This window comes from Papillibacter cinnamivorans DSM 12816 (assembly GCF_900176335.1).
Taxonomy (GTDB): domain Bacteria; phylum Bacillota; class Clostridia; order Oscillospirales; family Oscillospiraceae; genus Papillibacter; species Papillibacter cinnamivorans.
This window is the reverse complement of record NZ_FWXW01000005.1, coordinates 121,484-147,512: the sequence shown is the minus strand read 5'-3', so window position 1 is coordinate 147,512 and position 26,029 is coordinate 121,484. Positions and strand designations below refer to the sequence as shown.

25 protein-coding genes, 1 tRNA gene and 1 other RNA gene are annotated in these 26,029 nt (G+C 57.6%); 19 read left to right on the top strand and 8 right to left on the bottom strand.

The genetic code is table 11. The features are described from left to right. Positions 1 to 10: 10 nt before the first annotated feature. The 7 genes from hydA to B9A13_RS09085 all read left to right on the top strand — a co-directional run bounded on the left by hydA (position 11) and on the right by B9A13_RS09085 (position 5,947). Entirely contained in the window at positions 11 to 1,426 is a 1,416-nt protein-coding gene (gene hydA, locus B9A13_RS09115; protein WP_084234837.1) for a dihydropyrimidinase, read from the top strand. A gap of 12 nt (positions 1,427 to 1,438) precedes the next feature. Further along, positions 1,439 to 2,179 (top strand): aspartate/glutamate racemase family protein, encoded by a 741-nt coding sequence (locus B9A13_RS09110; RefSeq protein ID WP_084234836.1) that lies wholly within the window; start codon positions 1,439 to 1,441, stop codon positions 2,177 to 2,179. Positions 2,180 to 2,242: 63 nt separating this feature from the next. Continuing rightward, a complete protein-coding gene (locus tag B9A13_RS09105; RefSeq protein WP_084234835.1) occupies positions 2,243 to 2,710 on the top strand; it encodes an Lrp/AsnC family transcriptional regulator in 468 nt (155 codons plus the stop codon). A gap of 38 nt (positions 2,711 to 2,748) precedes the next feature. Continuing rightward, complete coding sequence (locus B9A13_RS09100) at positions 2,749 to 3,162, top strand: hypothetical protein (protein ID WP_084234834.1); 414 nt, start codon at positions 2,749 to 2,751, stop codon at positions 3,160 to 3,162. A 93-nt stretch (positions 3,163 to 3,255) separates the two neighbouring features. Then, entirely contained in the window at positions 3,256 to 4,197 is a 942-nt protein-coding gene (locus tag B9A13_RS09095) for an NAD(P)-dependent oxidoreductase (protein ID WP_084234833.1), read from the top strand. 18 nt (positions 4,198 to 4,215) lie between these two features. Beyond that, positions 4,216 to 5,460 carry a M20 family metallo-hydrolase gene (locus B9A13_RS09090; protein WP_084234832.1) on the top strand — a complete coding sequence of 415 codons (1,245 nt, stop codon included), beginning with the start codon at positions 4,216 to 4,218 and terminating at the stop codon, positions 5,458 to 5,460. Between the two features lie 46 nt (positions 5,461 to 5,506). Further along, entirely contained in the window at positions 5,507 to 5,947 is a 441-nt protein-coding gene (locus B9A13_RS09085; RefSeq protein WP_084234968.1) for a CGGC domain-containing protein, read from the top strand. A gap of 356 nt (positions 5,948 to 6,303) precedes the next feature. Here the strand turns inward: B9A13_RS09085 and cdd are convergent, their stop codons facing one another. From cdd to ffs, 7 genes are all read right to left on the bottom strand, one after another. Continuing rightward, on the bottom strand, positions 6,304 to 6,699 hold the full coding sequence (cdd, locus tag B9A13_RS09080; protein WP_084234831.1) for a cytidine deaminase: 396 nt from the start codon (positions 6,697 to 6,699) through the stop codon (positions 6,304 to 6,306). Then, a complete protein-coding gene (locus B9A13_RS09075) occupies positions 6,689 to 7,120 on the bottom strand; it encodes a GtrA family protein (RefSeq protein WP_084234830.1) in 432 nt (143 codons plus the stop codon). Before B9A13_RS09075 ends, cdd begins: the two co-directional genes overlap by 11 nt. Next, a complete protein-coding gene (locus tag B9A13_RS09070; RefSeq protein ID WP_084234829.1) occupies positions 7,107 to 8,051 on the bottom strand; it encodes a glycosyltransferase family 2 protein in 945 nt (314 codons plus the stop codon). The genes B9A13_RS09075 and B9A13_RS09070 overlap by 14 nt, the downstream gene beginning before the upstream one ends. 282 nt (positions 8,052 to 8,333) lie before the next feature. Then, a complete protein-coding gene (locus B9A13_RS09065; RefSeq protein ID WP_084234828.1) occupies positions 8,334 to 9,509 on the bottom strand; it encodes a polysaccharide deacetylase family protein in 1,176 nt (391 codons plus the stop codon). A 411-nt stretch (positions 9,510 to 9,920) separates the two neighbouring features. Then, a complete protein-coding gene (locus B9A13_RS09060; RefSeq protein ID WP_084234827.1) occupies positions 9,921 to 10,262 on the bottom strand; it encodes a YbaB/EbfC family nucleoid-associated protein in 342 nt (113 codons plus the stop codon). Between the two features lie 12 nt (positions 10,263 to 10,274). Beyond that, the gene (dnaX, locus tag B9A13_RS09055) at positions 10,275 to 11,918 is read right to left on the bottom strand and encodes a DNA polymerase III subunit gamma/tau (RefSeq protein ID WP_084234826.1); all 1,644 of its coding nucleotides are present in this window, start codon (positions 11,916 to 11,918) and stop codon (positions 10,275 to 10,277) included. Between the two features lie 106 nt (positions 11,919 to 12,024). Then, positions 12,025 to 12,290: signal recognition particle sRNA large type (gene ffs, locus B9A13_RS09050), an RNA gene on the bottom strand. Positions 12,291 to 12,474: 184 nt separating this feature from the next. Between ffs and B9A13_RS09045 the strand changes: the two genes are divergently transcribed. Next, a tRNA-Ala gene (locus B9A13_RS09045) sits at positions 12,475 to 12,550 on the top strand. A 144-nt stretch (positions 12,551 to 12,694) separates the two neighbouring features. On the opposite strand, the gene B9A13_RS09040 is transcribed toward B9A13_RS09045, so the two are convergent. Further along, complete coding sequence (locus B9A13_RS09040; protein WP_084234825.1) at positions 12,695 to 13,846, bottom strand: hypothetical protein; 1,152 nt, start codon at positions 13,844 to 13,846, stop codon at positions 12,695 to 12,697. Between the two features lie 320 nt (positions 13,847 to 14,166). On the opposite strand from B9A13_RS09040, the gene vanG reads away from it, so the two are divergent. The 11 genes from vanG (at position 14,167) to B9A13_RS08985 (ending at position 26,026) form a co-directional block, all read left to right on the top strand. Then, entirely contained in the window at positions 14,167 to 15,216 is a 1,050-nt protein-coding gene (gene vanG, locus B9A13_RS09035) for a D-alanine--D-serine ligase VanG (RefSeq protein WP_084234824.1), read from the top strand. Further along, complete coding sequence (locus B9A13_RS09030) at positions 15,213 to 15,983, top strand: D-alanyl-D-alanine carboxypeptidase family protein (protein ID WP_084234823.1); 771 nt, start codon at positions 15,213 to 15,215, stop codon at positions 15,981 to 15,983. Before vanG ends, B9A13_RS09030 begins: the two co-directional genes overlap by 4 nt. Beyond that, complete coding sequence (vanT, locus tag B9A13_RS09025; protein ID WP_084234822.1) at positions 15,973 to 18,120, top strand: serine racemase VanT catalytic subunit; 2,148 nt, start codon at positions 15,973 to 15,975, stop codon at positions 18,118 to 18,120. The genes B9A13_RS09030 and vanT overlap by 11 nt, the downstream gene beginning before the upstream one ends. A 163-nt stretch (positions 18,121 to 18,283) precedes the next feature. Continuing rightward, positions 18,284 to 19,798 (top strand): sigma-54 interaction domain-containing protein, encoded by a 1,515-nt coding sequence (locus B9A13_RS09020; RefSeq protein ID WP_159448090.1) that lies wholly within the window; start codon positions 18,284 to 18,286, stop codon positions 19,796 to 19,798. A gap of 325 nt (positions 19,799 to 20,123) precedes the next feature. After that, a complete protein-coding gene (locus tag B9A13_RS09015; protein ID WP_084234820.1) occupies positions 20,124 to 20,885 on the top strand; it encodes a DUF169 domain-containing protein in 762 nt (253 codons plus the stop codon). Between the two features lie 24 nt (positions 20,886 to 20,909). After that, entirely contained in the window at positions 20,910 to 22,049 is a 1,140-nt protein-coding gene (locus B9A13_RS09010) for an acyl-CoA dehydrogenase (RefSeq protein ID WP_084234819.1), read from the top strand. 199 nt (positions 22,050 to 22,248) lie between these two features. Next, entirely contained in the window at positions 22,249 to 23,370 is a 1,122-nt protein-coding gene (locus B9A13_RS09005) for a DUF2974 domain-containing protein (protein ID WP_084234818.1), read from the top strand. Between the two features lie 77 nt (positions 23,371 to 23,447). Continuing rightward, positions 23,448 to 23,762, top strand: coding sequence for an ArsR/SmtB family transcription factor (locus B9A13_RS09000; RefSeq protein WP_084234817.1), 315 nt, complete (start codon positions 23,448 to 23,450; stop codon positions 23,760 to 23,762). Positions 23,763 to 23,850: 88 nt separating this feature from the next. Further along, entirely contained in the window at positions 23,851 to 24,864 is a 1,014-nt protein-coding gene (locus B9A13_RS08995; protein ID WP_084234816.1) for a permease, read from the top strand. 14 nt (positions 24,865 to 24,878) lie between these two features. Next, positions 24,879 to 25,646: a DUF2703 domain-containing protein gene (locus B9A13_RS08990; RefSeq protein ID WP_084234815.1), complete on the top strand. Its 768-nt coding sequence runs from the start codon at positions 24,879 to 24,881 to the stop codon at positions 25,644 to 25,646. A 29-nt stretch (positions 25,647 to 25,675) separates the two neighbouring features. Then, a complete protein-coding gene (locus tag B9A13_RS08985; protein ID WP_084234814.1) occupies positions 25,676 to 26,026 on the top strand; it encodes a thioredoxin family protein in 351 nt (116 codons plus the stop codon). Positions 26,027 to 26,029: the final 3 nt, after the last annotated feature.

The following is a 26,029-nucleotide window of genomic DNA, read 5'->3' as shown; positions in this document are numbered from 1 at the left end:
ACGGAAAATCATGAAAAGCACGTTGATTAAAAACGGAACCGTAGTGACGGCCAGCGACGAGTATGTGGGCGATATCCTCATTGAGGACGGAAAAATTTCCATGATCGGGCGGAACCTGGACGTGAAGGCGGATACCGTTGTGGACGCTTCCGGAAAGTACGTCATGCCCGGCGGCGTCGACCAGCACACCCACTTTCTGTTCCGCATGGACGATTCCCGCTGCGTAGGCTGGGAAAGCTCCTCCGCGGCGGTCTGCGGCGGAACCACTACCATCGTCGACTTCGTCAACCAGGAGATCGGCAAAAGTCTCAAGCAGTCCGTGGACAACTATGTCCGGGACGAGATCGGAGACCAGGCCTGCTGTGACTACGCCTTCCATACGGTGGTCTATGATCCCACGCCGGAGCTGTTCGAAGAGATCAGGCATCTGGGAGACCCCGATTACGGAATCCCCACCATGAAGCTGTTCATGGCGTACAAAGGCCAGCCCTATCACATGGAGGACGGCGCGGTTCTCAAGGCCCTGCAGGAGGCCAAGAAGGTCGGCGTCACCATCATGGTCCACGCGGAGAGCGCCGAGATGATCGCCACCCTTCAGCAGCAGACCATGGACGCCGGGATTACGGGACCTTACGGGCACGCCGTTTCAAGACCTCCCATCGTGGAGGAGGAGGCGGTGAAGCGGGCCGCTTATCTCGCCGAACTTGCCGACGCCCCCATCTATATCGTCCATGTGACGGCCAAGGGCGCCATGGAGGCCATCCGCGATTCCTACGCCAAGGGAGTGAGGATCTTCGGCGAAACCTGCACCCATTATCTCACCGTCACCACCGACGTGCTCAAGTCCACTTCCCCGGAAAACGGCGAATTTGAAGGAGCCAAGTACGTCTGCTCCCCCGCGCTGCGTTCCCAGGAACATCTGGACGCTTTGTGGGAGGCTGTGAAAAAGGGATGGCTCAACGCCGTTTCCTCCGATCACTGCGCCTTTAACTTCGAAACCCATAAGAAAAGGGGCCTGGGCGATTTCCGGAAGATCCCCAACGGCTGCGCCGGCGTGGAAAACAGGATGCAGATGGTCTGGACCTACGGCGTGGAGACCGGCAAGATTTCCAAGCAGCAGTTTGTGGAACTCTGCTGCACCAATCCCGCCAAGATAAACGGCATCTATCCCCAGAAGGGAACCCTCGCTCCCGGCTCCGACGCAGATATCCTCATTTACGACCCCGCGGGGGATTACACCATCACCAAGGCCACAAGCCACCATAAGACCGATTACGAGCCTTTTGAGGGCAGGGCTGTGAAGGGCCGCCCGGCACAGGTCTATTTAAGGGGCAAGCTGGTGGTGGAAAACAGCCGGTACCTGGGAACGGAGGGCGAAGGCGAATTTGTCCCCGGCAAGCCCTACGGCCTGGCTTATCAGAAATAAGAGGTGAGGCCTGTGAGAATTAAGATCATTAACCCCAACACGACACAGGCCATGACGGACGGTATATACCGGGCGGCGCTGTCGGCAGCGTCGCCCGATACCGAAATCGTGGCGGTGAGCCCCCGGTGCGGACCCGTCAGCATCGAAAGCTGGCACGACGAGGTCTTTGCCGCGGCGGGTGTCGTGGAAGAGGTGCACCGGGGCGAGGAGCTGGAAGGCGGCTTTGATGCGTACATCACCGCCTGCTACGGGGACCCCGGACTCAATCCAGCCCGGGAGGTGACCGACAAGCCCGTGGTGGGCATTGCGGAGGCCTCCATGCACCTTGCCACCTTCGTGGGGTATAAATTCTCCGTGGTGACCATCCTTCCCCGCTGGAAGATGGTCATGGAGGAGGTCATCGGGCGGTATGGCCTTAAGGAGCGCTGCGCCTCCGTCCGCTGTACGCCCATGGAGGTTCTGGAGTTCGAGCGGGATCCGGAAAAGGGTGCCCGGGAACTGTATGACATGAGCCTGCGCGCCATCCGGGAAGACGAGGCCGAGGCAATCTGTCTGGGCTGCGCCGGCATGGTGGACTTTGCCGCCGACCTGCAGGAAAAGCTCGGCGTTCCCGTCTTTGACGGCGTGACGGCCGCGGTGGTTGTCGCCGAGGCGCTGGTGCGTCTGAACAAGAAAACGAGCAAGAATCTGTATTACAACTATCCCAACATCAAGGAATACACGAACTGCCCGGAAATCATCTCCCCGAAATGATGGTCTCCGACGATGAAGAAAGCGCAGCTTTGGGACACAATCATTTATATGTGAGGATGCCCTATGGACTCGATTGACTATAAAATCCTGAATATTCTGCAGAAAAACTCAAGGCAAAAGGCGTCCGCCATTTCGCCTGAAGTCAACCTGTCCGTTTCCGCCGTGATTGAGCGGATCCGCAAGATGGAGCGGGAGGGGATCCTCCAGAAATATACGATTAAGGTGGACCATAAAAGATTGGGGTACGATCTCACCGCATTTGTGGGAGTGACCCTGGAGCTGCCGATTTATTACGATAACTTTATTCAGGTTACAAGGGAGATGTCATCGGTTCTGTTCTGCAACTATGTCACGGGTGAATTTGATTTTATCCTGAAGGTGATGGCCACCGCCACGGAAGAGCTGGAGAAGATCCATCACGAGATTATGAAAATCAAGGGCGTTCTGTCCATCAAAACGTTCTTCGTTCTCAGCAATTGCAAGGACGACGTTCAAATCCCCGAGGATTCGTTTTTGAATTTCGACCATTGATGTGCGGGCGGAATTCCAATTACAAGGAGTGAATACCTGTGAAATTTGCCCAGATTCAGGAAGTTCCTTTAAGCGATTATATTCCGTCCGCGAAATTTCGGACCGTGATGGAAGCAGATAAAGATACTCCTCACGGGTTTCCCGAAATCCCGGTGGTCATCGAGCTGGGAAAGGAAGCGAAATACAAAAACGCAGATTTTGTCCCTGGGATTTATAAAGACAGCAAGTACATATACGGTTTTGTCAGTAAAAGCGGCAGGCTCTCAGGCATGTCCAACGAAAAGGACAAGGACGGAAACGAGCTGGTAATCCTGCTCAACCAGTGGGACATGGAGAGATTTTTGATGATCTTCCACGAGGCCGACGGTACGGAGGAGCAGCAGTATTTTGTGACAAGAGAAGAGATCGCGGCCCTGCTGAAAGGCTGCCGCCATCCCAACGTCCCGGTCTGACGCCGGAGCCTTGAAAGAAACAGGCACAAAACGGTTTCCGGGCATTTACTCCGGGAGCCGCTGCCGGGGAATCGGGTTATGAGGTGAAAACGTATGAAAGTGGTAATCATTGAACCCTTGGGAATTTCAGATGAAAAGCTGATGCTGTCGGCAAAAGAAAGCCTGGGGGATAAAGCGGAGCTTGTCTATTACAATATCCGGTCCACCGATGAGGACGAGCTGATCCGAAGAGGAAAGGACGCCGACATCATTGTCGTTTCCAATCTTCCTCTGTCTGAGAGAGTCCTGTCCCGCTGCGAAGTGCTGAAGTTCATCAGCGTCGCCTTTACAGGGGTGGATCACATCCCCATGGACTACTGCAGAACACGCGGCATCACGGTGAGCAACTGCGCCGGCTATTCCACCAGAGCCGTTTCGGAGCTTGTCTTCGGGATGCTCATTTCTATGTACCGGAACATTATTCCATGCAACGAGGCCGTGCGCCGGGAGGGGACGAAGAACGGACTGGTGGGAAACGAGCTCTTCGGGAAAAAATTCGGCATTATCGGCACGGGAGCCATAGGCCTCAGAACGGCGGCCATCGCCCGCGCCTTCGGCTGCGACATCCTCGCCTGGTCTCGTACCCGGAAGGAAGTGGAGGGGATCCAGTATGTGGAGCTGGACGAACTGCTTTCCCGGTGCGACATCGTCTCCCTCCACGTGCCCCTGACGGCGGAGACAAGGGGACTCATTGACGAAAAAAAGCTCTCCCTTATGAAGAAAAACGCCGTGCTGGTCAATACGGCCCGGGGCCCCGTGGTGGACAGCATCGCCCTTGCGAAGGCCCTGAAGGCAGAAGATATCGCCGGAGCCTGCATCGATGTTTTTGAGACCGAGCCTCCCATCCCGGCGGACCATCCTCTGCTTACGAGCCCCCATGTGATAGCGACGCCCCATGTCGCCTTTGCCACCGAAGAAGCTCTGGAAGCGCGGGAAAAAATGGTGTTTGCCAATGTTGCCGCCTTTTTGGACGGCAGGCCGATTAATGTTATGTAAACCGGAGGGCGAAGGGGTATGAAAAAAGCGGATCCCGGACGGATCGAAAAGCATCTGAAAGAATTAAACGCCTTTAACTCGACGCCGGAATGCGGCACTACAAGAGTGGTGTTCACCGACGTGGAGCTGAAAGGCAGGGAATATGTAAAGGGCATAATGAGGGGAACCGGCCTTGCGGTAAAAGAGGACAGCATCGGCAATGTTTTCGCGACCCTGCCCGGAAGCGACCCCTCCCTCGCGCCGGTGTGGACCGGCTCTCACATCGATACGGTGCTCTGCGGCGGAATGTTCGACGGAATGGCGGGCGTTTTCGGCGGGATAGAAGCCCTGCGCCTCATCCGGGAAAGCGGAATCAAGCATAAACGGGATATTTCGGCGGTTGTCTATACCTCCGAGGAACCCACCCGGTTTCAGGTGAGCTGCCTGGGGAGCAGGGCAATGGCGGGGGACCTGACGCTGGAGGATACGAAGGGCATATCCGATAAGGACGGCAATACTCTTTACGACGTTTTGTGCCGCCTGGGATACGATATGGGGCGGTTCGGGGAGATTAAACGCGGACCGGGCTCTGTTTACGCCGCGGTGGAGCTTCACGTGGAGCAGAACCGCCGCCTGGAGGACGACGGCAGAAAAATAGGGATCGTGAAGGCCATCTGCGCTCCCACGAATTTCGACGTGATCGTCACCGGGGTGCAGAGCCACGCGGGGGGCACCTCCATGGAAGCCCGCCGCGACGCGTATATGGCCGCCTGCGAACTGGCACTGATCCTTGAAAAACTGGCCCGGGAAAACACGGAGAGCGAATATACCACGGCCACGGTGGGCCGGGTGAAGGTGTCCCCCGGTTCGGTGAACGCCATCCCCGGCCGGTGCGAGTTTTCCGTGGATATCCGGGACGTGGATTTTGAAAGCAAGCGGAAGCTGACGGAGCGTTTTCTGTCCGAATGCGCGGCGGTGGAGCTAAGACGCGGCGTTTCGGTTTCCCATGTGATGCACAACCAGGACATCCCTCTCCGATGCAGCGAAGAGATCTCCGGTATCATTGAAAAGTATGTGAAAACGGCGGGGCTGCCCTATGAAAAGATGATCAGCGGGCCGTATCACGACTCCATGTTTGTGGGGCGCTTTGCACCGGTGGGAATGATCTTCGTGCCCAGCCGGAACGGGATCAGCCACAGCCCGGAGGAATGGACGGATTTTGCCGAAATCGCGGCGGGGACCGACGTGCTGGCGGAGACCCTGGCGGAGCTTGCAAACCGTTGAAGAATATTCCGGACGGTTCCAAATTAATAAGAGAGGTCGGGAAACCATGACGAAGGTAGGAATCATCATTTGCGGCAGATACTCTAGCTGCGGAGGAGGAAAGTGCCTCCGGGCGGTTAGAGAGCATAAAGGAGGCTTTTCCGTCTATCCCCCCGGGGAGGAAATCCAGGTGGTGGGGTATTCCCAGTGCGGGGGCTGCCCCGGCGGCAACGTGGAATATGTCCCCGAGGAAATGATCAAGAACGGCGCTCAGGCGATTCACCTTGCCACCGGGCTGGTGGTGGGGTATCCTCCGTGCCCCAGGATCCGGTCTTTCAAGGAGTTTATTGAAAAGCACTACAAGATCCCCGTCGTCGTGGGGACCCATCCCATCCCCATGAAGTATTATGCCGATCATAAAAACATGTCGTTCTGGGGAAAAAGCATGGAGCAGATTGCTCCGGCCCTGTTCAGCGAATCCCCCGAAACCATGACCGAGTATAACTAATACTATGATCCAATATAAGGATTAGACAAGACGTATGGCTGTCCCCTTGCCGGAGGCAAGGGGACAGCCATACGTCCTGCTTGTTGTATCAACATTTTATTGAAGTCCAGTATGAAATAATCGAAGCGGCAGGCATAAGCCTGCCGCTTCATAGCCTGTAGAAAAAGTCATAAAACGCCTTGTCCGCCCGAGGCGAAAATAAAATTTGTGCGTACCAGGACATGCGCCTGGGAAGCACACCGATGCCTGCGGCAGCCGGGCCGCAGCCGCCTTCGCTGTGCGAAGGCGAGGGGGATATCGAATCAGGGCTTTAGCCCTGATTCGTATCTAAGGGGGACAGCATCCCCCTTAGAATATTATTTTTCCATATCCTCTTTTCCGAACCCGTTGGGCAGAAGCTCCTCCGTCCGGAAAACGCGGTACTGGCCGTCCTTCCGGGCGCAGAGGTAGATGAGCTCCGGAGCAAATTCGTGAAGCACCTGCCGGCAGGTGCCGCAGGGGACGCAGTAATCCCGGCTGCGGGCTGCGATAGCGATCTTGGAAAACTCCCGGTTCCCGGCGCTCACCGCCGCGGCGACCGCCGAGCGCTCGGCGCAGATGGTGGCGCCGTAGGCCGCGTTTTCAATGTTGCATCCTGTGAAAACCGCCCCGTCTGTGCACAGTAGGGCTGCGCCCACGGCAAAGCGGGAATAGGGGGAATAGGAGCGCTCCAGCATGGAAAAAGCAAGCTCCACCAGTTTCTCATCCGTCATGATGTTCTCCTCCTTCCCGGATTCCGAAGACAAAGAGTTTGTATCCCAGGTAATTGACGATCATCACCAGCACGGTCACCGGGACCTTGGCGAGATACTGGTTCATCCCCAGCCGGTTCACCAGGAAGGAAAGGCAGAGGATGCTGATGGCCAGGGTGATGCCGTTCACGATGAGAAACCGTGGGACCTGCGCCTTCAGGGAGGTGGTGGCACCATTTCGGAAGGTGAAGCACCGGTTCATGATAAAGCTGTTGATTAGACCCGCGGAGTACCCGGCCGCCTGGCTCAGAGCCAGACCCAGGGGACTGAAGGCAATCAGCAGGCTGTAGACTGCGAAGTCCACCGCCGTGTTCATGACGCCGATGAGGCCGAAAACGACGACCCGTCTGTACCGGGAAACCAGCTCTTTAATGCTTGTCATCGTTAAATCCCGCCGTTTCGCCCACGATATAGAGGGGGCGGCCCTTGGCCTCGTCGTAGATCCGCCCGATGTATTCCCCGATGATGCCCAGCATGATGAGGGTCACGCCGTTGAAGAACAGGCTCACCGCCATGGAGGAAGCCCAGCCGGAAATGGCCGAGTGCCCGAAGAGCCTCTGGCAGATGACCACGATCATGTAAATAAAGCTGAAGAGGGAGAGAAAGCCGCCCACGTAAATAGATATTTTCAGGGGCTTATGGGAAAAGGAAGTGATCCCGTCGGAAGCGAATTTCACCATTTTCCGGAGGGGATATTTGGTTTCCCCGGCGAAGCGCTCCTCACGCACGTATTCCACCGCGGTCTGCTTGAAGCCCACCCAGCTCACCAGGCCCCGCACATAGCGGTTTCTCTCGGGAAGGCTCTTGAGAGCGTTGCACACCTTCCGGTCGATAAGGCGGAAATCCCCCACGTCGGCGGGGATCTTCACGTCGGTGAGAAGGTTCAGCGTCCTGTAAAAGAGCCTGGCCGTCACCTTTTTGAAGGCGGTCTCGCCCTTCCGCTTCAGACGCTTTCCGTAGACCACGTCGAAGCCTTCCTTCCACTTGGCGATCATCTGCAAAATCACCTCAGGGGGGTCCTGCAGATCGGCGTCGATCACGATGACCGCCTCCCCGGTGGCGTATTCCATTCCCGCCGTGATGGCCGTCTGGTGGCCAAAGTTCCGGGAGAAGCTCACCATTTTGCTGTGCTTGTCCCGGCTGCAGATCTCCCTTAAAAGCTCCGGGGTTTTATCCGCGGAACCGTCGTTTACAAAAATCAGCTCATAGTCCCCGCCGCTCTGCTCCATCACCGCCGAAAGCCGCTTGTGGCTCTCTTCGATGACCTCCTCCTCGTTATAGGCCGGGATGACTACGGAAAATAAAGCGCTCATCCGTGTAAGCCTCCTTCATACTGCCAGTATGATGATATCCGCTGCCGCCTGCCGATGCAATAGGGAAGAAAAAATTTAACAATTTCTCCGCAGAACCGGGATCGTGGCCGGTTCCCCCGGGCATGGCGGCTGCGCCGCAAAGCACGCCGCAATGACTGCCTAGCAGGTATTGTACCATAATTTGGCCGGTTTCACACGCATTTGTTCCCCGGAGGAGCAAAAAACCCTGAATTTCAGGAAAAGAAAAGCGCGGGAAAAATCCCGCGCTTTTTCCGAAACGAATCAATCAAGGCTGAAGTCATAGGGCCGGTCGGGCCGGACCTGCAGGTTGATAACCTCCTCGGCGTCGTAGAAGCGCAGATAGCGTTTCCTTCCGTGGCGCAGGGTGGTTCCGTCGGGGTGCATCCTGTCGCAGCACACGGCGGCGCTGTCGGTGTGGATGTTTACATAGGGCTCGGTCCCCACCGAGCAGAAGATGGTGAAGCCGCAGCTCTGGAGATATTTGAAGGCCGCGCCGTTCTTTTCGTCCACCCGGGCGCCGTAGGGGTAGAGCAGCACCTGGGTCTCTCCCACCAAAGACTGGACCTGGTCGATCCATTTGCCCATGTCGGTCTTGATGCGCTCCAGGCTGGAGTTGGTCATGTTGATATGGCCCCAGGTGTGGCTTGCGAAGGTCCATCCCGTCTCCTTAAGCCTGGCGATGATGGGCTTCACCGCTTCGATTTCGCTATCACGGTTGGGGGAGTCCGCCTGGGTCCGGTAGCCCAGGATACCCTCGTAGCCTGTCAGGCCGATGCAGCCCTTGGCTCCGTCAAAGGAAAAGTCCGGGTGCTCCTCCACGAAAAGGTCCAGGTATGCCACGATGTCGTTGTCCCGGGAGATGACCTCATTGCTGTCGGCATCGTAGGAAAGGCTCGCGATATTGCCGTCCTCGTCCAGAACCAGCTTCCAGACAACGCCGTTTTCCCGCATGTAGTCGTAGTAGTTCACGTCGTCGAAGGAGATGATGAGAGGCTTTTTCCCTTCCGGCAGCATCAGCGTGTTGCGCTGCATCACCGTCTGTCCGGCGGAGTTGGTGACCTCTGAATAGATGGAGTTGATGTCCACCAGGATATAGCCGTTGTCGTACAGGCTCTGGAGGATCTTCTTGTATTCGTCCACCGTGACGAACCAGTCGTCAAACCCGTCGGACATTTTGTCTCCGTCAAAGGCCAGCTCCGGGTATGTAACCAGGGGGTGGAAGAAGAGGTGCTCCACAGCCCCTGTGTACTCCACAAGATTAGGCGTGGGCGTGGGTTCCGGCGTGGGCTCGGGCGTGGGTTCCGGCGTGACCGCAGCCGTGGGCTCGGGCGTAGCAGTGACGGTTCCCCCGGCAAGACCGGTGCAGCCGGAGAAGAGAGACAGCAGCAGGGGCAGAAGGAGAAGGCCGGCGATTGCTTTCTTGGATGGTTTGCGCATGTGGTACCTCCCGGATCGATTTTTCCGAACGGCCGAAAAAGGGTTTGGATCGCGATACCTTGGATGAGGCAAAAAAGGCCGTCTTTCGACAAATAGTATACTATATCGTTTTCCCGAATAAATCACAAATAGATTACAAATGGTTGCGCTAGAACGTAATGTAAACGAAAAATTTTGCTCCCCGTTACAGGGAAACATCCCGGCGGAAAAAGCGGAGTGATTTCCCCGGGGATGTCCGATTAAATTAAGACGTACGGACAAGAAAAAAGTTCCGCGGCGAATTCTTCGCCGCGGAACCTGATTTGCACAGCAGACGCTGCCCTTCGCCGGTGCCGCGCTTTCGCATGGATTGCGCGGCGGCCCGATAAAGCTGCCGTTTCCGGGCTTTGCCGGACAACGGTTCAACCGGGGTTAAAATCCCAGATTCATGCCTCCGGTAAATTTTTTCATAGAGCTGTTCATGGCCTCTTCCGCCTGGCCCAGGGCCTGGTTGACGGCGGAGACGATCATGTCCTGGAGAAGTTCAATCTCTTCAGGGTCCACCGCCTCGGGGTTCAGCTCGATGGACAGAAGCTCGCGGCTGCCGTTTACGCGGGCAGTGACGGCCCCGCCTCCCACGCTGGCGGAAAACTCCTTGTCCTTTAGTGTAGCCTGCTCGCGCATGAGATCCTGCTGCATTTTCTGCGCCTGCTTGAGCATGTTCATATTCATCCCGCCGCCCATGGGCATACCGCCCTTGAATCCTTTAGCCATCCGGTTTTCCTCCTATTTTATCGTTATGTTGCTGAACTGCCGCCCCCGCTGAATCAGATCGTCCAGCTTATCCCTCTCCGGGGGTTTTGCTTCCCGCAAAAGGATCTGAACCGATGTGACGTCCGCCGAAACGGAGCGTTTCGCCGCACGCAGAAGAACATCCTTTATTTCCTGTTTATTCAGAAGGCTCCTGGTAAATTCCCCGTCTGTTTCAAGAAGCAGCGTGTTTTTTTGAAGGCGCAGGGAAACCATGTCCGGATTATCCAGAATGGAAAGCTCCGCGGGTCCCAAAGATTCCTTTGCGGATGCAAGGAATTTCGGCCGAAAATCGTCTGAATTGCTGCCCGCGGCGAAATCCGTATCCGCCTTGACGGGGGCTGCCTCCGCTTTTTTTGAAAGGGGGATTTCCCCGGGAATATCTGCGGAGGACCCGGAAGAAGCGCCGGCGGGCCGGGGGGGGGAGGAAGGCCTGGGCTTTACCGGTTCCCGGTGAGCCCTTGCGCCCTCGGGAGCGTTTTCCAGAAGCTCTTCCAGCCGGGAAATCCTGGCCAGGACGTCCGCCGGATCTCCGGAGAGGCTTTCGTCGCAAAGCCGCATGAGGCAAAGCTCCCCGGCGGCGCGGCGGCTTGGGCTCCGGGAAAGAGCGGCGGAAGCCTCCTGCAGAACGCCGATCATATAGATGAGCCGCCCGGCGGAAAGCCCTTTGTCCAGCTCTCGGAGAGAAGCGTTGTCATATCCGCCGCCCAGAAGGGGAATCCCTCCCTGCGGCGCGGTTTTCAGAATCAGAAGATCCCGGGCCAGTGCCAGAAGCTCCCCCAGCACCGCCGACACGTCCTTGCCCGCGGCGTAGAGCTCCGAAAAGACAGCCAGGGCTTCCCCCGCGTCCCGATCGGCGGCGGCCCGGAAAAGCGCCGCAGTGCGCAGGTTTCCGGCAAGCCCCAAAGAGGCGAGGACCTCCTGGGAGTCGATGACCGTACCCGCCCCGGAGCACTGGTCCAAAAGGGACAGGGCGTCCCGAAGGGAGCCGTCCGCCAGCCGGGAGAGGAGCGCGGCCCCGTCTTCCGTAAGCCCGATCCCCTCGGAGGACGAAACCTTCATAAGCCTGTCCCCGATTTCGGAGGGCAGGATCCGCCGGAAAGAGAATCTCTGGCAGCGGGAGAGGATGGTGGCCGGGACCTTGTGCAGTTCCGTAGTGGCGAGAATAAACATCAGATGAGCCGGAGGCTCCTCCATGATTTTTAAAAGAGCGTTGAAAGCCGCGGTGGAGAGCATGTGGACCTCGTCGATGATGTACACCCGCTTGCGTACGGCTGCGGGGGTGTATACCGCCTCGTCCCGCAGGGCCCGCACCTGGTCCACTCCGCTGTTGGAGGCCGCGTCCAGCTCCAGGACGTCCAGGATGCTGCCGTTTTCGATCCCCAGGCAGGACGGGCACCGGTTGCAGGGATTCCCGTTCTGAGGATTCTCGCAGTTCACCGCCCGGGCCAGGATTTTGGCGCAGGTGGTTTTACCGGTGCCCCGGCTCCCGGTGAACAGATACGCGTGGGAAAGCCGCCCGGTTTCCACCTGGCGTTTGAGGGTCTCCGTGATATGAGGCTGTCCCGCCACCTCGTCAAAGGTGCGCGGGCGCCATTTCCGGTACAGAGCCTGGTACAATTCGGTTCCCTCCGTCTGAAAAACAAAGGGCGTATCCGTATACGCCCCGCGGTCTGCTTTTAGGTGATTTCGTCTGCCCCCATGGAAAAATCGGCGCGGGGCAAGGCCGCACACCGGCCTTTGAATCGTGAAATATGCCCGTTACCCGGACAGCCGGCTCGAAGACGGCACCCTCGCGGCACACGAAAGGATCCGCTTAATGCTGCTCGGTTCCCCGCCTGACATGGTTCGCGGGATTCCGTTGCGCAAGACCGGCTTCTCATCGCCGCTTATCCGGGGCGGACGGCACAACTCAGATCCGGGGGCCGGGATTCATCCCTGCTGTAGCGGGTTGCAGGCTACAGGGCACCGCTGACTCCCCGATTAGTGCGGCCTTGCTCCGCGCCGAAGGGCGGGCTGAAAGGCTTTTTTATTTTACTACACTTCCGGGAATTTAGCAACATCGGGGAAAAATTTCTTGATCACCCGGGGTGTTGGGGCTTTACAAGCGGCGATTTTATGCTATAATAAAAAAGCTTGTTCGGTGCGTTTAATGGATATTTAACCGCCGCCGCGCGGGGGTGTAGCTCAGTTGGGAGAGCGCTTGCTTCGCATGTAAGAGGCCAGGGGTTCGAATCCCCTCATCTCCACCAGGAGCCGTCCTAGAAATAGGGCGGCTCTTTCCATTGCAATGACTATGTTTCTGTTGCGGTACAATGATTTTAAAAAGTATGGCACTTTTTCGACAGTAACAGCGGGTCCGGGATTTATCCCGGACCCGCTGTTAACGGTAGAGTTCAGCATTTGCTGACTTCGATACAGTTGGTCATTACGCAGGCGGACACCTTTGCGGAAAGGGAAACATTCCCCGCGATGCAGCAGTTGGGCGTGTCGGGCTTTGGGGGAACCACGTGGAAATCCGTCCCCGCAACGTCGGTTACGCCTATCACGCGGCAGTTCTTGATTTCTCCGGAAATAAATACATTTTCGATGGTAAAGACGGCGCTGGTGGTGCAGGTATAGGGAATCACGATGGGCAGACAGCCGCCGCCCCCGGAACGGAGCGTGACGGGAATCTGCAGCTGGGCGAAGATCTTGGCGCTTGCCGTCTTGATGCCGGCGACAGGACCGATCACCGGGCAGACGACGCCCTCCTGGACTTCGCAGCATGTGGAAAGAATGGTGGCTTTGATGTCATTGGACACGGAGATCACTTCAAAGCCGGGGACGCTGACGCAGCAGGTCACGGGGACGGTTGCGCCCTTTTCCGCCGTGTCTCCGATGACGGCGTTGCAGAGTTTTACGCAGCTCTGATAGCGGATCTGGCCCACCAGAAAACCTAAGGTATTTCCGCTGAGGCTTTTTATAACAATGCGGTCAAAACCGATATCGTTGGTAAACGCGGCGAACAGCCGGGCGCCCTGCGACGAGGGGCCAAGGGGAGGTCCCGGCACGATGATGGTCCGGGTGATGCTTCCTACAAGAAGATCTCCGGTATAGAAATCCACCTCATAGGTCCAGGTTCCGAACGCGTTCGGCATGAGCTCGATCCCAAAGGTCCGGGCCGGCCGCGACAGAGTCCAGGTCGTAGTGGTGGCGGAATAGCCGGAATACAGGGTTGCCGGTTTGTTGGGATCTTCCGTGTAAGGAGGCACCCCCCAGTTGTTGATCCCATCCGGCGGCACCTTTTCCATGTTGGTGCTGAAGGTTACCGTTTGGAACCCGTCGGTGACGGAGCCGATATAGCTGTAGTCAGCAACCGCATCCAGACTGATTTTTGAAGTTACGGCCAGATACGGGTAATCCGGATTGGAAATTGCGTCGAACGCGGCGCCGAACACGGCTGCAACGGGGCTGTCTTCGGCGGGTGCCGCCGCAAGGGCGGCGGATATATTGAAGTCGATATCGTCGGGAACGGAATTGGAGTAAGTCAGTTGATTCGGATTCATTTCACATCTCTTTCTTTCATGAAAATAGCAGGAGGCTGCGCAGATATCTGCGCAGTATAGTATATGCGACGGCTGCGGAGCGGTACTATGCGGGCGCTCCGGCGTACCGTTCGAACGGTCTCCAGACGGCGAGAAACGCCGAGCTTCTGAGAGGCGGCCTTCAGAAAAACGTATGATTTTCTTTATGGAAAAATAAGTATTTTGATATGGAATTTGAAAAACAACGGGCCCGCCGCTCTGCTACGATATTCGTGCAGGGCGGCGGGCCTGTTGGATAGGTTCCGGCGCGGCATACGGACAATGAAGGAAGGAAAAAAAGTATGGAAAAACGGAATGTTGCCGTTTTGTTCGGCGGCTGCTCTCCCGAATACGGCGTGTCCCTCCAGTCTGCTTACTCGGTGATTCAATACATGGACAGGGAAAAATATGTACCCGTCCTGGTGGGCATTTCCCCCGAAGGCGGTTGGTTCCGGTTCGGCGGAGATCCGGAGAAGATCCTGAAGGACGTCTGGTGCAGCGAAGACGACTGCCTGCCGGCAGCGGTGTCTCCGGACCGCGCCGCCGGCAGGCTGCTGGTGTTCCGCGGCGGCTCGGTTGAAGACGTTCCCATCGACGCGGCGTTTCCCGTCCTCCACGGGAAAAACGGGGAGGACGGCACGGTGCAGGGCCTTTTCGAGCTTGCAGGCATCCCTCTGGTCGGCTGCGGGACCCTTGCCTCGGCCCTGTGCATGGACAAGGACAGGGCGCACCGCCTTGTCCGCGCGGCCGGGGTTTCGGTCCCCGCCTCCTTCGTGCTGGACAGGAATACGCCCGCCAGCGAAGCTTCGGCCCGGGCTGGAAGCCTGGGGTATCCGCTGTATGTAAAGCCTGTCAGGGCCGGCTCTTCCTACGGTATAACCCGGGTCCAGGCTCCCGCCGGCCTCCCCGCCGCCGTCGCCCTTGCGCTGGAGTACGACAAAGAGGCGATCCTGGAGGAAAACATCCCCGGCTTCGAGGTGGGCTGCGCCGTGATGGGAAACACGGAGCTCACCGTGGGCGAAGTGGACGAAATAGAGCTCTCCGGCGGGTTTTTCAATTTTAACGAGAAGTATAACCTCATAACCTCGGCCATCCATGTGCCGGCGCGGATTCCCGCCGCCGTAGCCGCCAAAGTGAAGGAAACGGCCCGGACTATATACCGGGCGCTGGGCTGCCGGGGCTTTGCCCGGGTGGACATGTTCCTGACGCCCGCGGGGAAAATCGTCTTCAACGAGGTCAACACCATCCCCGGCTTCACCGCCCACAGCCGTTTTCCCAATATGATGAAGGCCGCGGGAGTGCCCTTTGAAAAGGTTGTTTCCGATGCCATTGAACTGGCGGTGGGCAAATGAAAACGGCGGTTTTCCCGAGAGAAACCGTTTACTCCGGGACCCTTGTTCTTGTGAACGGTTCGTTTCCGTTCCGGCGTCAGGGCATGGGGCCTTCCTTGGTATCTTTGGGAGGAGAAAACGGCGCAGTGCTCCTGTCACGCGGCCCGGCGGTTCTGCTCACGCAGCTGATGGACGGGCTGGACGGCTGGAAGCGGATCGCCGCCGTAAGCGGATGGCGCTCGGAGCGGGAACAGAGGGACATTTATGTCAGATCGCTGAGGGAAAACGGGCAGGAGTTTACGGATCACTATGTGGCAAAGCCCGGCCACAGCGAGCATCAGACGGGGCTGGCCGTCGACCTGGGGCTGAAACAGCCGGAGATGGATCCCATCCGCCCGGCCTTTCCGTATTCCGGCGTCTGCTGGTCTTTCCGGCGGCAGGCCGCGCTCTACGGCTTCGTGGAGCGTTATCCGGCGGGGAAGGAGGCCGTTACCGGCATCGCCCACGAGCCGTGGCATTTTCGCTACGTGGGGGCGCCTCATGCCTCCGTCATGGCGGAACGGGGCTTTACGCTGGAAGAGTATATTGATTTTGTCAGGCAGTATCCGTACGGACAAAAAAGCTTTCTGTATGAAAAGGACGGCCTGAGCGCGGACATTTCCTATATCAGGGCGGAGGATGGCCCGGATACGCGCGTCGAACTGGACGGGGAAGACCCGCTTTCGGTGTCCGGCGACAATGCCGCCGGCTTCGTCGTCACCCGCCGGAGGAAAAAATATGACGCCTGACAAACGGTACGGCGGGCTGGATCGCTTTAAGCTTCTGGCATCGTTTCTGGTCGTGGCGATCCACACCTCGCCCCTTGCTTCCTTCAGCCCCGAGGCGGATTTTCTGCTCACGAGGGTGGCCGCCAGGGTTGCGGTGCCTTTTTTCCTCATGGTCTCCGGGTTTTTCATTTTGCCCGCGTATTTATTTGAGCGGAGCGCGGACAGCCGCGCCCCGCTGCGTTTTTTGGGCAGGGCCGCCCTGCTTTACCTGGCTGCCGCCGGTATCTATCTGCCCGTGGGAGTTTACGCGGGGCAGTATGCGGGGATCGGCCCCCTGTCCATCCTGTGCAGGATCGTGTTCGATGGGACCTTTTACCACCTGTGGTACCTGCCGGCCCTGATTGTCGGCATCCTGCTGGTGTACGGCCTGAGCCGCCGCCTGCCCTTCGGCGGGGTGCTGGCGGTTTCCCTGGTCCTTTACGCCGCCGGCCTCTTCGGCGACAGCTATTATGGAGTGATCGAGAACCTGCCCGGGATTTCTTCCGTGTACGCCGCGGGCTTCCGGGTGTTTTCCTATACGCGCAACGGGATTTTTTATGCGCCGGTTTTCCTTGCCATGGGCGCTGGGTTCGGCCGCTCTCCGCGGTTTTTCCCTAAAAAGGCGGCCGCCGTCTGTTTTTCCGCCTGCATGGCGCTCATGGCGGCCGAAGGACTGATTCTGCACCGTTTCGGGCTTCAGAGGCACGACAGCATGTACGCCATGCTGCCCCTGTGCATGCTTTTTCTGTTTCCCCTTGTGCTCTCGTGGAGGGCGGAGCCGTCTTTCTTCCTGCGGAAGGTATCCCAATGGGTCTATATCCTCCATCCCCTCTGCATCGTCGCCGTGCGGGGCGTATCGAAGCTCGCCAGCCTAACGGACGTGCTGGTGGGAAACAGCCTGGTCCATTATGCCGCGGTCTGCTCGTTGTCTTTTCTCCTTTCCGCATGCGTGGCGAAGCTTCCGGTCTGCGCGGGCAAAAAAGACTCTCAAACCGGGCGGGCCTGGATCGAGCTGGACCGGGATGCTCTGCGCCATAACGTCGCGGTGCTCCGCTCTTTGCTGCCCCCCGGCTGCCGGCTCATGCCGGCTGTGAAAGCCGATGCCTACGGGCACGGAGCGGTTTTGATCTCCCGGGAGCTGAGCGAAATGGGCGTCGACGCCTTTTGCGTCGCCTCCGTCCGGGAGGGGGTTGAGCTTCGGAAAAAAGGAATCAAAGGGGAGATCCTGATCCTTGGCTACACCTGCCCCGAACAGTTTTGCCTCCTGCGCCGGTACCGATTGACCCAGTCCGTGCTGGACTTCGCCTATGCGCAAATCCTTGACGGCTGCGGCAAAAAAACGAGGGTGCATGTCGCCGTCGACACGGGAATGCACCGCCTGGGGGAGCGCTGTGAGAGGCTCGACGAAATCATCCGGATATTTCAATGCAAAAACCTGAAAATCGAAGGGATCTTCACCCACCTTTGTGCGGACGACACGCGGTCCCCGGAAGACGAAGCCTTTACCTTGGCCCAGGGGCAGGCCTTCCGGGATATCGTTTCGCAGCTGAAGGAGCGGGGCTTTGCCTGTCCGGGGCCGCATCTGCTGGCAAGCAGCGGGCTTTTGAACTATCCGGAGCTGTCGGGAGAGTATGCCCGGGTGGGGATCGCCCTGTACGGCATGATGAGCACCCGCGCCGGAACGGAAAGCTCGTCCGTGTCCCTGAGACCCGTGCTTTCCGTAAAGGCCAGAATAGCCCTGGTCAAGGATCTGTACGAAGGGGAGTCCGCGGGATACGGGCTTCGGTTTGTTGCCCGCCGGGATACTCAGATTGCCGTTTTGGCTGTCGGTTACGCCGACGGGCTCCCCCGCGCGCTGTCCTGCGGCGTCGGAAGGGTCCTGATAAACGGCTGCGAGGCTCCCATCGTGGGTCCTGTCTGTATGGACCAGACGCTGGTGGATGTGACGGGGATTCCGGACGTACGCCCCGGCGGCGTCGCCGTTATCATCGGCAGGTCCCGAAGCTCCGTGATCACCGCCTGCGACCTGGCCGAGCAGGCGGGAACCATTTCCAACGAAATCCTCAGCCGGCTGGGAAAGAGGCTGGAAAGGAAAATGATCGCCGGCACGGCGCGGTAAAGACGGATCGGATGGCCCGGTCACACCGTGTTTTCGGTATTATTCCGCAGAGAATTGCTATTTATAGCGTATGGGTGGTATCATATTGCTTAGAAAACCGGCAGAGACGGACGGCGGAAACAAAGCGACGCGAAACTCAAAGGAAGCTGGGGGTAAGGACGTCATGATATGCAACGAATGCGGCCATAAGAATACCGGTTACGACTGCCTGGAGTGCTCCTGGCTCTCCGCCTGGGAAGACGGTCCGGAGGAGAGCCCCGAGTGGCTGAGCAGGCAGGAGCTGGAGGAAGAGCTCGCATGCTCCAGAAGCATCGCCCGCCGGCTCAACAGGATCGTCGAATATTCCAGCAACCCGCTCTTTGCCACCGACGGGGAAGGCAGCATCATCAAAGTGAATGCCGCCTACGAGAAGATCAGCGGCTTTGACAGGGGAGAGCTGCTGGGCCGGAACGTGAAGGACCTGGTGGGGGTCCTCATGTCCCAATCCTCCACCCTGGCTGCCATCCAGACGAAGGAAAAAGCCGTTCTGGAGCAGAAATTGCTGCGGAAGGGAAGAATCGGCGTTCCCACCAGTGTCCCTGTTTTCGCGGGAAACGATCTGAAAATGGTGGTCAGTAGCAACTGGGATATCGACGAGATCGAGAGCCTGAAATCGAGCCTGGAACGGGAAAAAAGAAAGTCGAAAAAATATCTGAGCGAACTGGAGCGGCTCAGGGAGGAGCTTCTGTCTCCCACCGATATCATAGCCAAGGACAAATCCACGATGGATGTCCTGCACCGGGCCCGGAAGGTGGGGGGAGTGGACTCCAGCGTCCTCATAACGGGGGAGACGGGCACCGGCAAGGAGGAATTCGCAAAGTACATCCACAGCGTCAGCGGCCGCAGGCAAAAGCCCTTCGTGAGGGTAAACTGCGGGGCCATCGCCCAGAGCATCATTGAAAGCGAGTTCTTCGGCTACGAAAAGGGAGCCTTTACCGGCGCCAATCCCGGCGGGAAGAAGGGATTCTTCGAAACGGCGGACAACGGGACGATCTTTTTGGATGAGATCGGGGAGCTTCCCTACGACATGCAGGCCAAGCTGCTGCGCGTACTTCAGGAGCAGGAGATTCTGCGCGTGGGCGGCAGCAGGCCGGTGAAGGTCAACGTCAGGGTGATCTCCGCCACCAACCGGGATTTGCGGCAGATGATCCAGGAGAAGCGGTTCCGGGAAGATCTGTTTTACCGTCTGAGCGTGGTCACGCTGGAGATCCCGCCCCTGCGGGACCGTCCCAACGATATCCTGCCTCTTGCCATGTATTTCATGGATCAGCTCAACCGGCGCTACAAAATGAAAAAAACCCTCAGCCGCGACGCGTACAAGCTTTTAAAGGAATACCTGTGGCCGGGAAACGTCCGGGAACTGAAAAACGTCCTGGAGGAAGCCGTCATCATGAGCGAATCCGACAGGATTGCGGGGCGGGATCTCGAAATCCCCGGCCGGCCGGACCTGGAGCGGAGCAGCCTGGACGAGGGCGTGACTCTGGAGCAGGTCATGGACGAGACGGAGTACCGATATATGAGGCAGGCTCTGGATGAATGCAAAAGCATGCGGAAGGCCGCGCTCCGCCTTGGGGTTCCGCCCACGACCTACGCAAGACGCCTGAAGACGCTGGAGCGGAAAATGGGGATCAGGCAATAACGCGCCATATTTGGGACAAAAAAGCGGAAAGAGCTCAATGAATGCGCCGTTTATGGAGCGAAAAAGTCCGATATGCAGGATTTGCGCCGGAAATGGTGCAAACCGGTATGCTTTAGCCCGGAAAATGTCCGCGAATGTTTCACCGCAAACAGAAGATCGAATTAATTTCCGCAATCGGAGGGGTTTTTCCTCCGGTTGCGGACTGTTTTTGCGCTTTTTGAGGCTTTTGCCGATCTGGCACGGCGATTGCACCCTGACTAAAAAGGAGTTCCATGCGCTCACGGATGACAATATTCAATACAGTAAACGAAAAGGAGTACTTAACATGAGCTATAACTGGGAAGAGATCGTAAACCGGCTCAATAAATCGCTTCGCCTGATGCAGACGCCCGTCGGCATCAAATGGGTCAAAACGGAAGAAGACCTCAAGGCGATCCCAAAGGTGAGGATCCACGAAAAGCGGTTTTCCCCCTGCACTGTCGTGAGCCAGGCGGTGCAGTTCGGCTGGACGGTGGCCTGCAGGTGCGGGAATGTGCATGCCAATTACTGCAGGGGCATACACGGAATGTTCCAGCGGGATGAAAAGTGGTACAACGGCGAAATGTTCAACAACGTTTGGTTCGAAAACATCGAGGCCGCCAAGGCTCACAACCTGGCCCTGGAATGCGTTCCCGCGGAGTATGTGGCCCTGGTGGCTTCCCCCCTCGCGGCGGGGCGGATCGCGGAGCCCGACGTATGCGTATTGTATACCAGCTCCTCTCAGGCCTTCATGCTCTTCGCCGGTTATCAGTACGTGAAATACGAGAAGCTGGACTTCACCTTCGTAGGCGAATCCACCTGTTCCGACTCCTGGACCCACACCTTCCTCACGGGAAAACCCGGCCTTGCGCTGCCCTGCTTTGCGGACAAGAAATTTGCCGGCGTGGGCGAGTGGGAGCTGCGGGTGACCTTTACCCCCGAAGGGCTTGTCCGGGCCGTCGAGGGCGTGGAAGCCATGGCGAAGAACGGCCTGCGGTACCCCATCGCGTCCTACAGCCTTACGACGGACATGCTGGAGGGCCTGCCGCCGCACTACCTGGAATTTTAAAACGGACCAAAGGAGTTAGAAAAAATGGATTTTGTTCTCAACGACACCCAAAACGAAATCAGGGACCTGGTCCGCAAGTTCGCGGAAGCGGAGATCAAACCCATCGCCAGGCAGCTGGATGCCGAGGCCCGCTACCCCTATGAGACCATGAAAAAGATCGGCGAGATGGGCCTTATGGGTATGCCATTCCCCGCCCAGTACGGCGGGGGCGAGATGGACCACATTTCCTACGCCATCGCCATTGAAGAGCTGTCCAGGGTCTGCGCCTCCCACGGCGTCATTGTCCAGACCCACTGCGCTCTCTGCTGCTGGCCCATTCTGGAGTACGGCACGGAGGAGCAGAAAAGAAAATATCTGCCCGACCTGCTGTCCGGGAAAAAGCTCGGTGCCTTCGGCCTCACGGAGCCAAACGCAGGCACCGACGCCGCGGGGCAGCAGACCGTGGCCGTGGACATGGGGGATCACTGGAAAATCAACGGCTCGAAGATATTTATCTCCGGCGGCGGTATCGCCGAGGTATACGTTGTCTTTGCCATGAGCGACAAGTCCCAGGGTACCAAGGGCATCACTGCTTTTATCATCGAAAAGGGCACTCCCGGCTTCAGCTTCGGCAAAAAGGAAGACAAGATGGGCATCCGCGCATCCTGCGCCACGGAGCTTGTCTTTGAGGACTGCGCAATCCCCAAGGAAAATCTCCTGGGCCAGGTGGGTAAAGGCTTCAAAATCGCCATGACCGCCCTGGACTTCGGCCGGATCGGCATCGCGTCCCAGGCCTTGGGGATCGCCCAGGGAGCCTTCGAAGAGGCGGTGAACTACATGAAGACCAGAAAGCAGTTCAATAAGCCCCTGAGCGCTTTCCAGGCCATGGCTTTTGAAATGGCCGAGATGAAGACCCGTATCGACTGCGCGCGCCTTCTTATTTACCGGGCCGCCGACTGCCGGGACAAGGGTCTGCCAAGCACCGTGGCCGCGGCCCAGGCCAAGCTTTATGCCTCGGAAACCGCCATGTACGTCACCACGAAAGCGGTCCAGTTCCACGGAGGCTATGGCTACACCAAGGAATATCCCGTTGAGCGCATGATGCGTGACGCCAAGATTACCGAAATTTACGAGGGTACCTCCGAGGTCATGAAAATGGTGATCTCCGGCGAAATCTTCCGATAAAAAGCGCGGTTTTAAGGATAAGAATCCGGCGGCCATGTGGTAAGTGGCCGCCGGATTCTTTCGGATGTCTGCGAAATTTGTTTTAAGGTTTCCCTTGACGAATGCCGCCTGCGTGTGCGTATATTAATATTGGAAGATTCCGGCGGAATCGAATGCCGGCGGCGGTTATGACATGCGGTAAAACGGCGGGGGAGAAGATATGCGCAATATAGTTGACTACGCGGAAAGCGAGATGAACAGGCTGGAAGCAAAGCCGTTTAACCCCGTGGACAGCCTCATCCTGTCCCAGCTTTCCTATCTGCATTTCAAGACTATGGTCCCGGGGCCCTGGGACAGGGCGGAGCCCGTGAAAATCCGGGATCTGCTCCAGGCGGAGCAGTTTGACACCATGTTTTACGGCCTGTACGATCCCGAAAACAGCAAAAAGCTGCTCTTCGCCATGGCCGCGAGCCCCCGGTACCGGGACCTCCGGGTCTGCTGTCACACCGACACGGTGGATGCCGGGCTTGAAAAACAGTTTTCCGCCCTGAGCGTATATCTCGACAGGGAGACGGTGTATATCGCTTTCCGCGGGACGGACTCCACCTTTACCGGCTGGAAAGAGGACTTCAACATGGCCTTTTTAAGCCCCGTGCCTTCCCAGGAGGACGCGGTGCGGTATCTGGAGACCGTCGCGTCCCGCCGGCCCGGGAAACTTATCGTGGGAGGACATTCCAAGGGCGGAAATCTTGCGGTTTATTCCGCTATGAAGTGCTCCCGCTCCGTCCAGGACCGGATCGTGAAAGTCTATTCCCACGACGGCCCGGGGTTTCGGGACGACGTTTTCCAGACAGAGGAGTTCCGGCGCGTCAGCGGCAGCATCCATAAAACCATTCCCCAGTCCTCCCTTGTGGGGATGCTTCTGGAAAACCAGGAAAATTACTACGTGGTGGAAAGCAAAAGCTTCGGGCTGCTGCAGCACGACCCCTTTTCCTGGGTCGTCGCGGGAGACGATTTTCATATCCTGCGCCAGCTTTCCGTCGGCACCCAGTACCGCAACCGCACGCTGAACGACTGGATCGCGGCCCTCTCCAACGAGCAGCGGGAAGTGTTTGCAGACACGCTGTATGCGGTTTTGAGCTCCGGCGACGCGTCTTCCTTTGCCGAGCTGGGAGCCGAGTGGCAAAAGAGCATTCCGGCGATGCTGACGGCGGTGAAAAACATCGACCCGGAAACCAGAGCGGTTTTGCTGGACATCCTGAAAGAGCTGGCGGTGATAGCGGTAAAAAACATTCCGCATCCCCGTCCGCTGACACCGGGCATTCCGGACGGCATAAAATGATTAAAACAGGATTGACAAAATAGAAACGGAAGCATATACTGATAACACATCAAATAATTTTGATATGAGGTGATGAATTGGCATCGGTATACGAAGAACAGGCGATTGTGTTCAAGGCCTTCTGCGACGAAAAGCGGCTGCGGATCCTGGAACTGCTCCGGGGCGGAGAAAAGTGCGCCTGCGTTTTGACAGACCGGCTGGACGTGGGCCAGTCGGGACTTTCCTACCATATGAAGATTCTGGTGGAGTCGGGCATCGTGGAAAGCCGTCAGGAGGGCAAGTGGACCCATTATAAAATCAGCGAAAAAGGCGCGGCGCACGCGGAGAGTATTCTGAAAAAACTCACGACGCCCAATACGTTTGTGGAAGAAACCGTCTGCTGCGCAAGATAAAAGCCATCCGGACGATGGCTTTTTCAAAGACCGATATATCAAAATAATTTGATGTGATTGTCCTGTATAAAGTGAGGTATGATAGACTATGCAAATCGGAAGCGCGATCTGGGACTTTTTCCAGGGGCAAGTCCTTGGTATGAAATGGCTGAACAGCCTGATCGGCAGCGGCCTTTCCGCCTTGGGGCTGGATTTGGAAGGCCGCCTGGGCGGCAGCCTCCAGTTTTTTATTTACGACACGGTGAAGATCCTGATTCTTCTGTCCGTCCTGATTTTTATCATCAGCTACGTGCAGAGCTATTTCCCGCCGGAGCGCACCAAAAGGATCCTCGGGCACTTTCACGGGGTGACGGCCAACATCCTCTCGGCGCTGCTGGGAACGGTCACACCTTTTTGTTCCTGCTCATCCATTCCACTGTTCATCGGTTTTTCCAGCGCGGGGCTTCCGGTGGGAGTGACGTTTTCTTTTCTGATTTCCTCTCCCCTGGTGGACCTGGGGTCGCTGATTCTGCTCATGAGTATTTTCGGGGCGAAGGTGGCTTTTGCGTATGTGGTGGTGGGCCTGGTTCTGGCCGTCATCGGAGGCTCCCTCATCGAAAAATTCGGCATGGAAAAATATGTGGAGAGCTTTGTTAAGAACGCCGGAAGCGTTGACATCGAGGCGCCGGAGCTTACAAAGCGGGATCGGATGGCCTATGCCGGGGAACAGGTCAAAGCCATCTTTAAAAGGGTCATCTGGTTCGTCCTCATCGGCGTCGGCATCGGCGCTTTGATTCACAACTGGATTCCCGCCGAATGGGTCCAGACCGTCCTGGGCGGGCGCAATCCCTTCTCGGTGATTTTGGCGACGCTTGTGGGCATTCCCATGTACGCCGATATCTTCGGGACGATTCCCATCGCCGAGGCGCTGTTTTTAAAGGGCGTGGGCCTGGGAACGATTTTGTCCTTCATGATGGCGGTCACCGCGCTGTCGGCTCCTTCCATCGTCATGCTGCGCCAGGCGGTAAAGCCGAAACTTCTTGTGGTGTTCGTCGGGATCGTCGCCCTGGGGATTATACTCATCGGCTATGTGTTCAACGCATTACAGTATCTGCTGGTGTAAAGGAGAGAAGAAAGATGGCGAAAAGCTGGTATCCCGTGATCGACTATATGACCTGTATCGAGTGCGGGACCTGCGTGTCGAAGTGTCCCCACGAGGTGTATGACGATTTGAAAGCACCCTCGCCCGTGGTAAAATTTCCTGAAGAGTGCGTGGATCATTGCCACGGCTGTGGGAACCGCTGCCCCGTGGGAGCCATTACATATGTGGGGGACGATACGGGCTGGCTGCCTCCCGGCGGCGGGGCGCGGGAGCCGGACCCCTGCTGTTCCGGCACGGGAGCTGCGGAATGTGAAAAGACCGTGACGGTGGAGTATCTGTATTTGGATTTGCATACCTGTGAGCGCTGTATCGGAACGGATCAGGTCCTTGACGAGGTGATGACGGTTCTTGCTCCGGCCCTCCGCCTTGCGGGCTTTGGGGTGGATTACCGGAAAATCGGGATGGAGACCGCCGGACTTGCCGCAGAATATCGGTTTCTTTCCTCGCCGACGATCCGTGTAAACGGGAGGGACATCTGTCCCGACGTCCGGGAGAATCCCTGCCGCTGCTGCGGCGAAATCAGCGGAACCGATGTAAACTGTCGGATATTTGAATATAACGGGGAAACCTATGAAACACCCCCCAAGGAAATGCTCGCCCGGGCAATCCTGTATGCGGTTTTTGAAAAACCCGAAAACGGATGTTCGTGCGATACAGACTACGCGCTTCCGGAGAACCTGAGGGCGTTTTACGAAGGGAAAGACGGCAGACCGTCCCGCGCCTGCGAAGACGGCTGCTGCTGAAATCAAATTTTATTAAAGGAGAATGCGATATGGCACTGTTTAATCATGGAAAGAAAAAGGAAAAAGCTCCGAGTTGCTGCTGCGGGGGAAACTGCGACGCCGGGAGCATGGCGAAAGCCGAAGCCGGGAAAACCGGGGGCGCCGCCGTTAAGGTCCTGGGAAGCGGCTGCGCAAAATGCAACCAGCTGGAGGCGGCGACAAAGGCGGCGCTCGAGCAGCTCGGGATGGACACGACCATCGACCATGTCACCGATTTTGCAACCATCGCCTCTTACGGCGTCATGTCCACCCCCGCCCTGGTGGTGGACGGTAAAGTGGTGTCCTACGGCAAGGTCCTGAAAACGGAGGAGGTCGTCAAGCTTCTGCAGAAGGTGAGATAATCA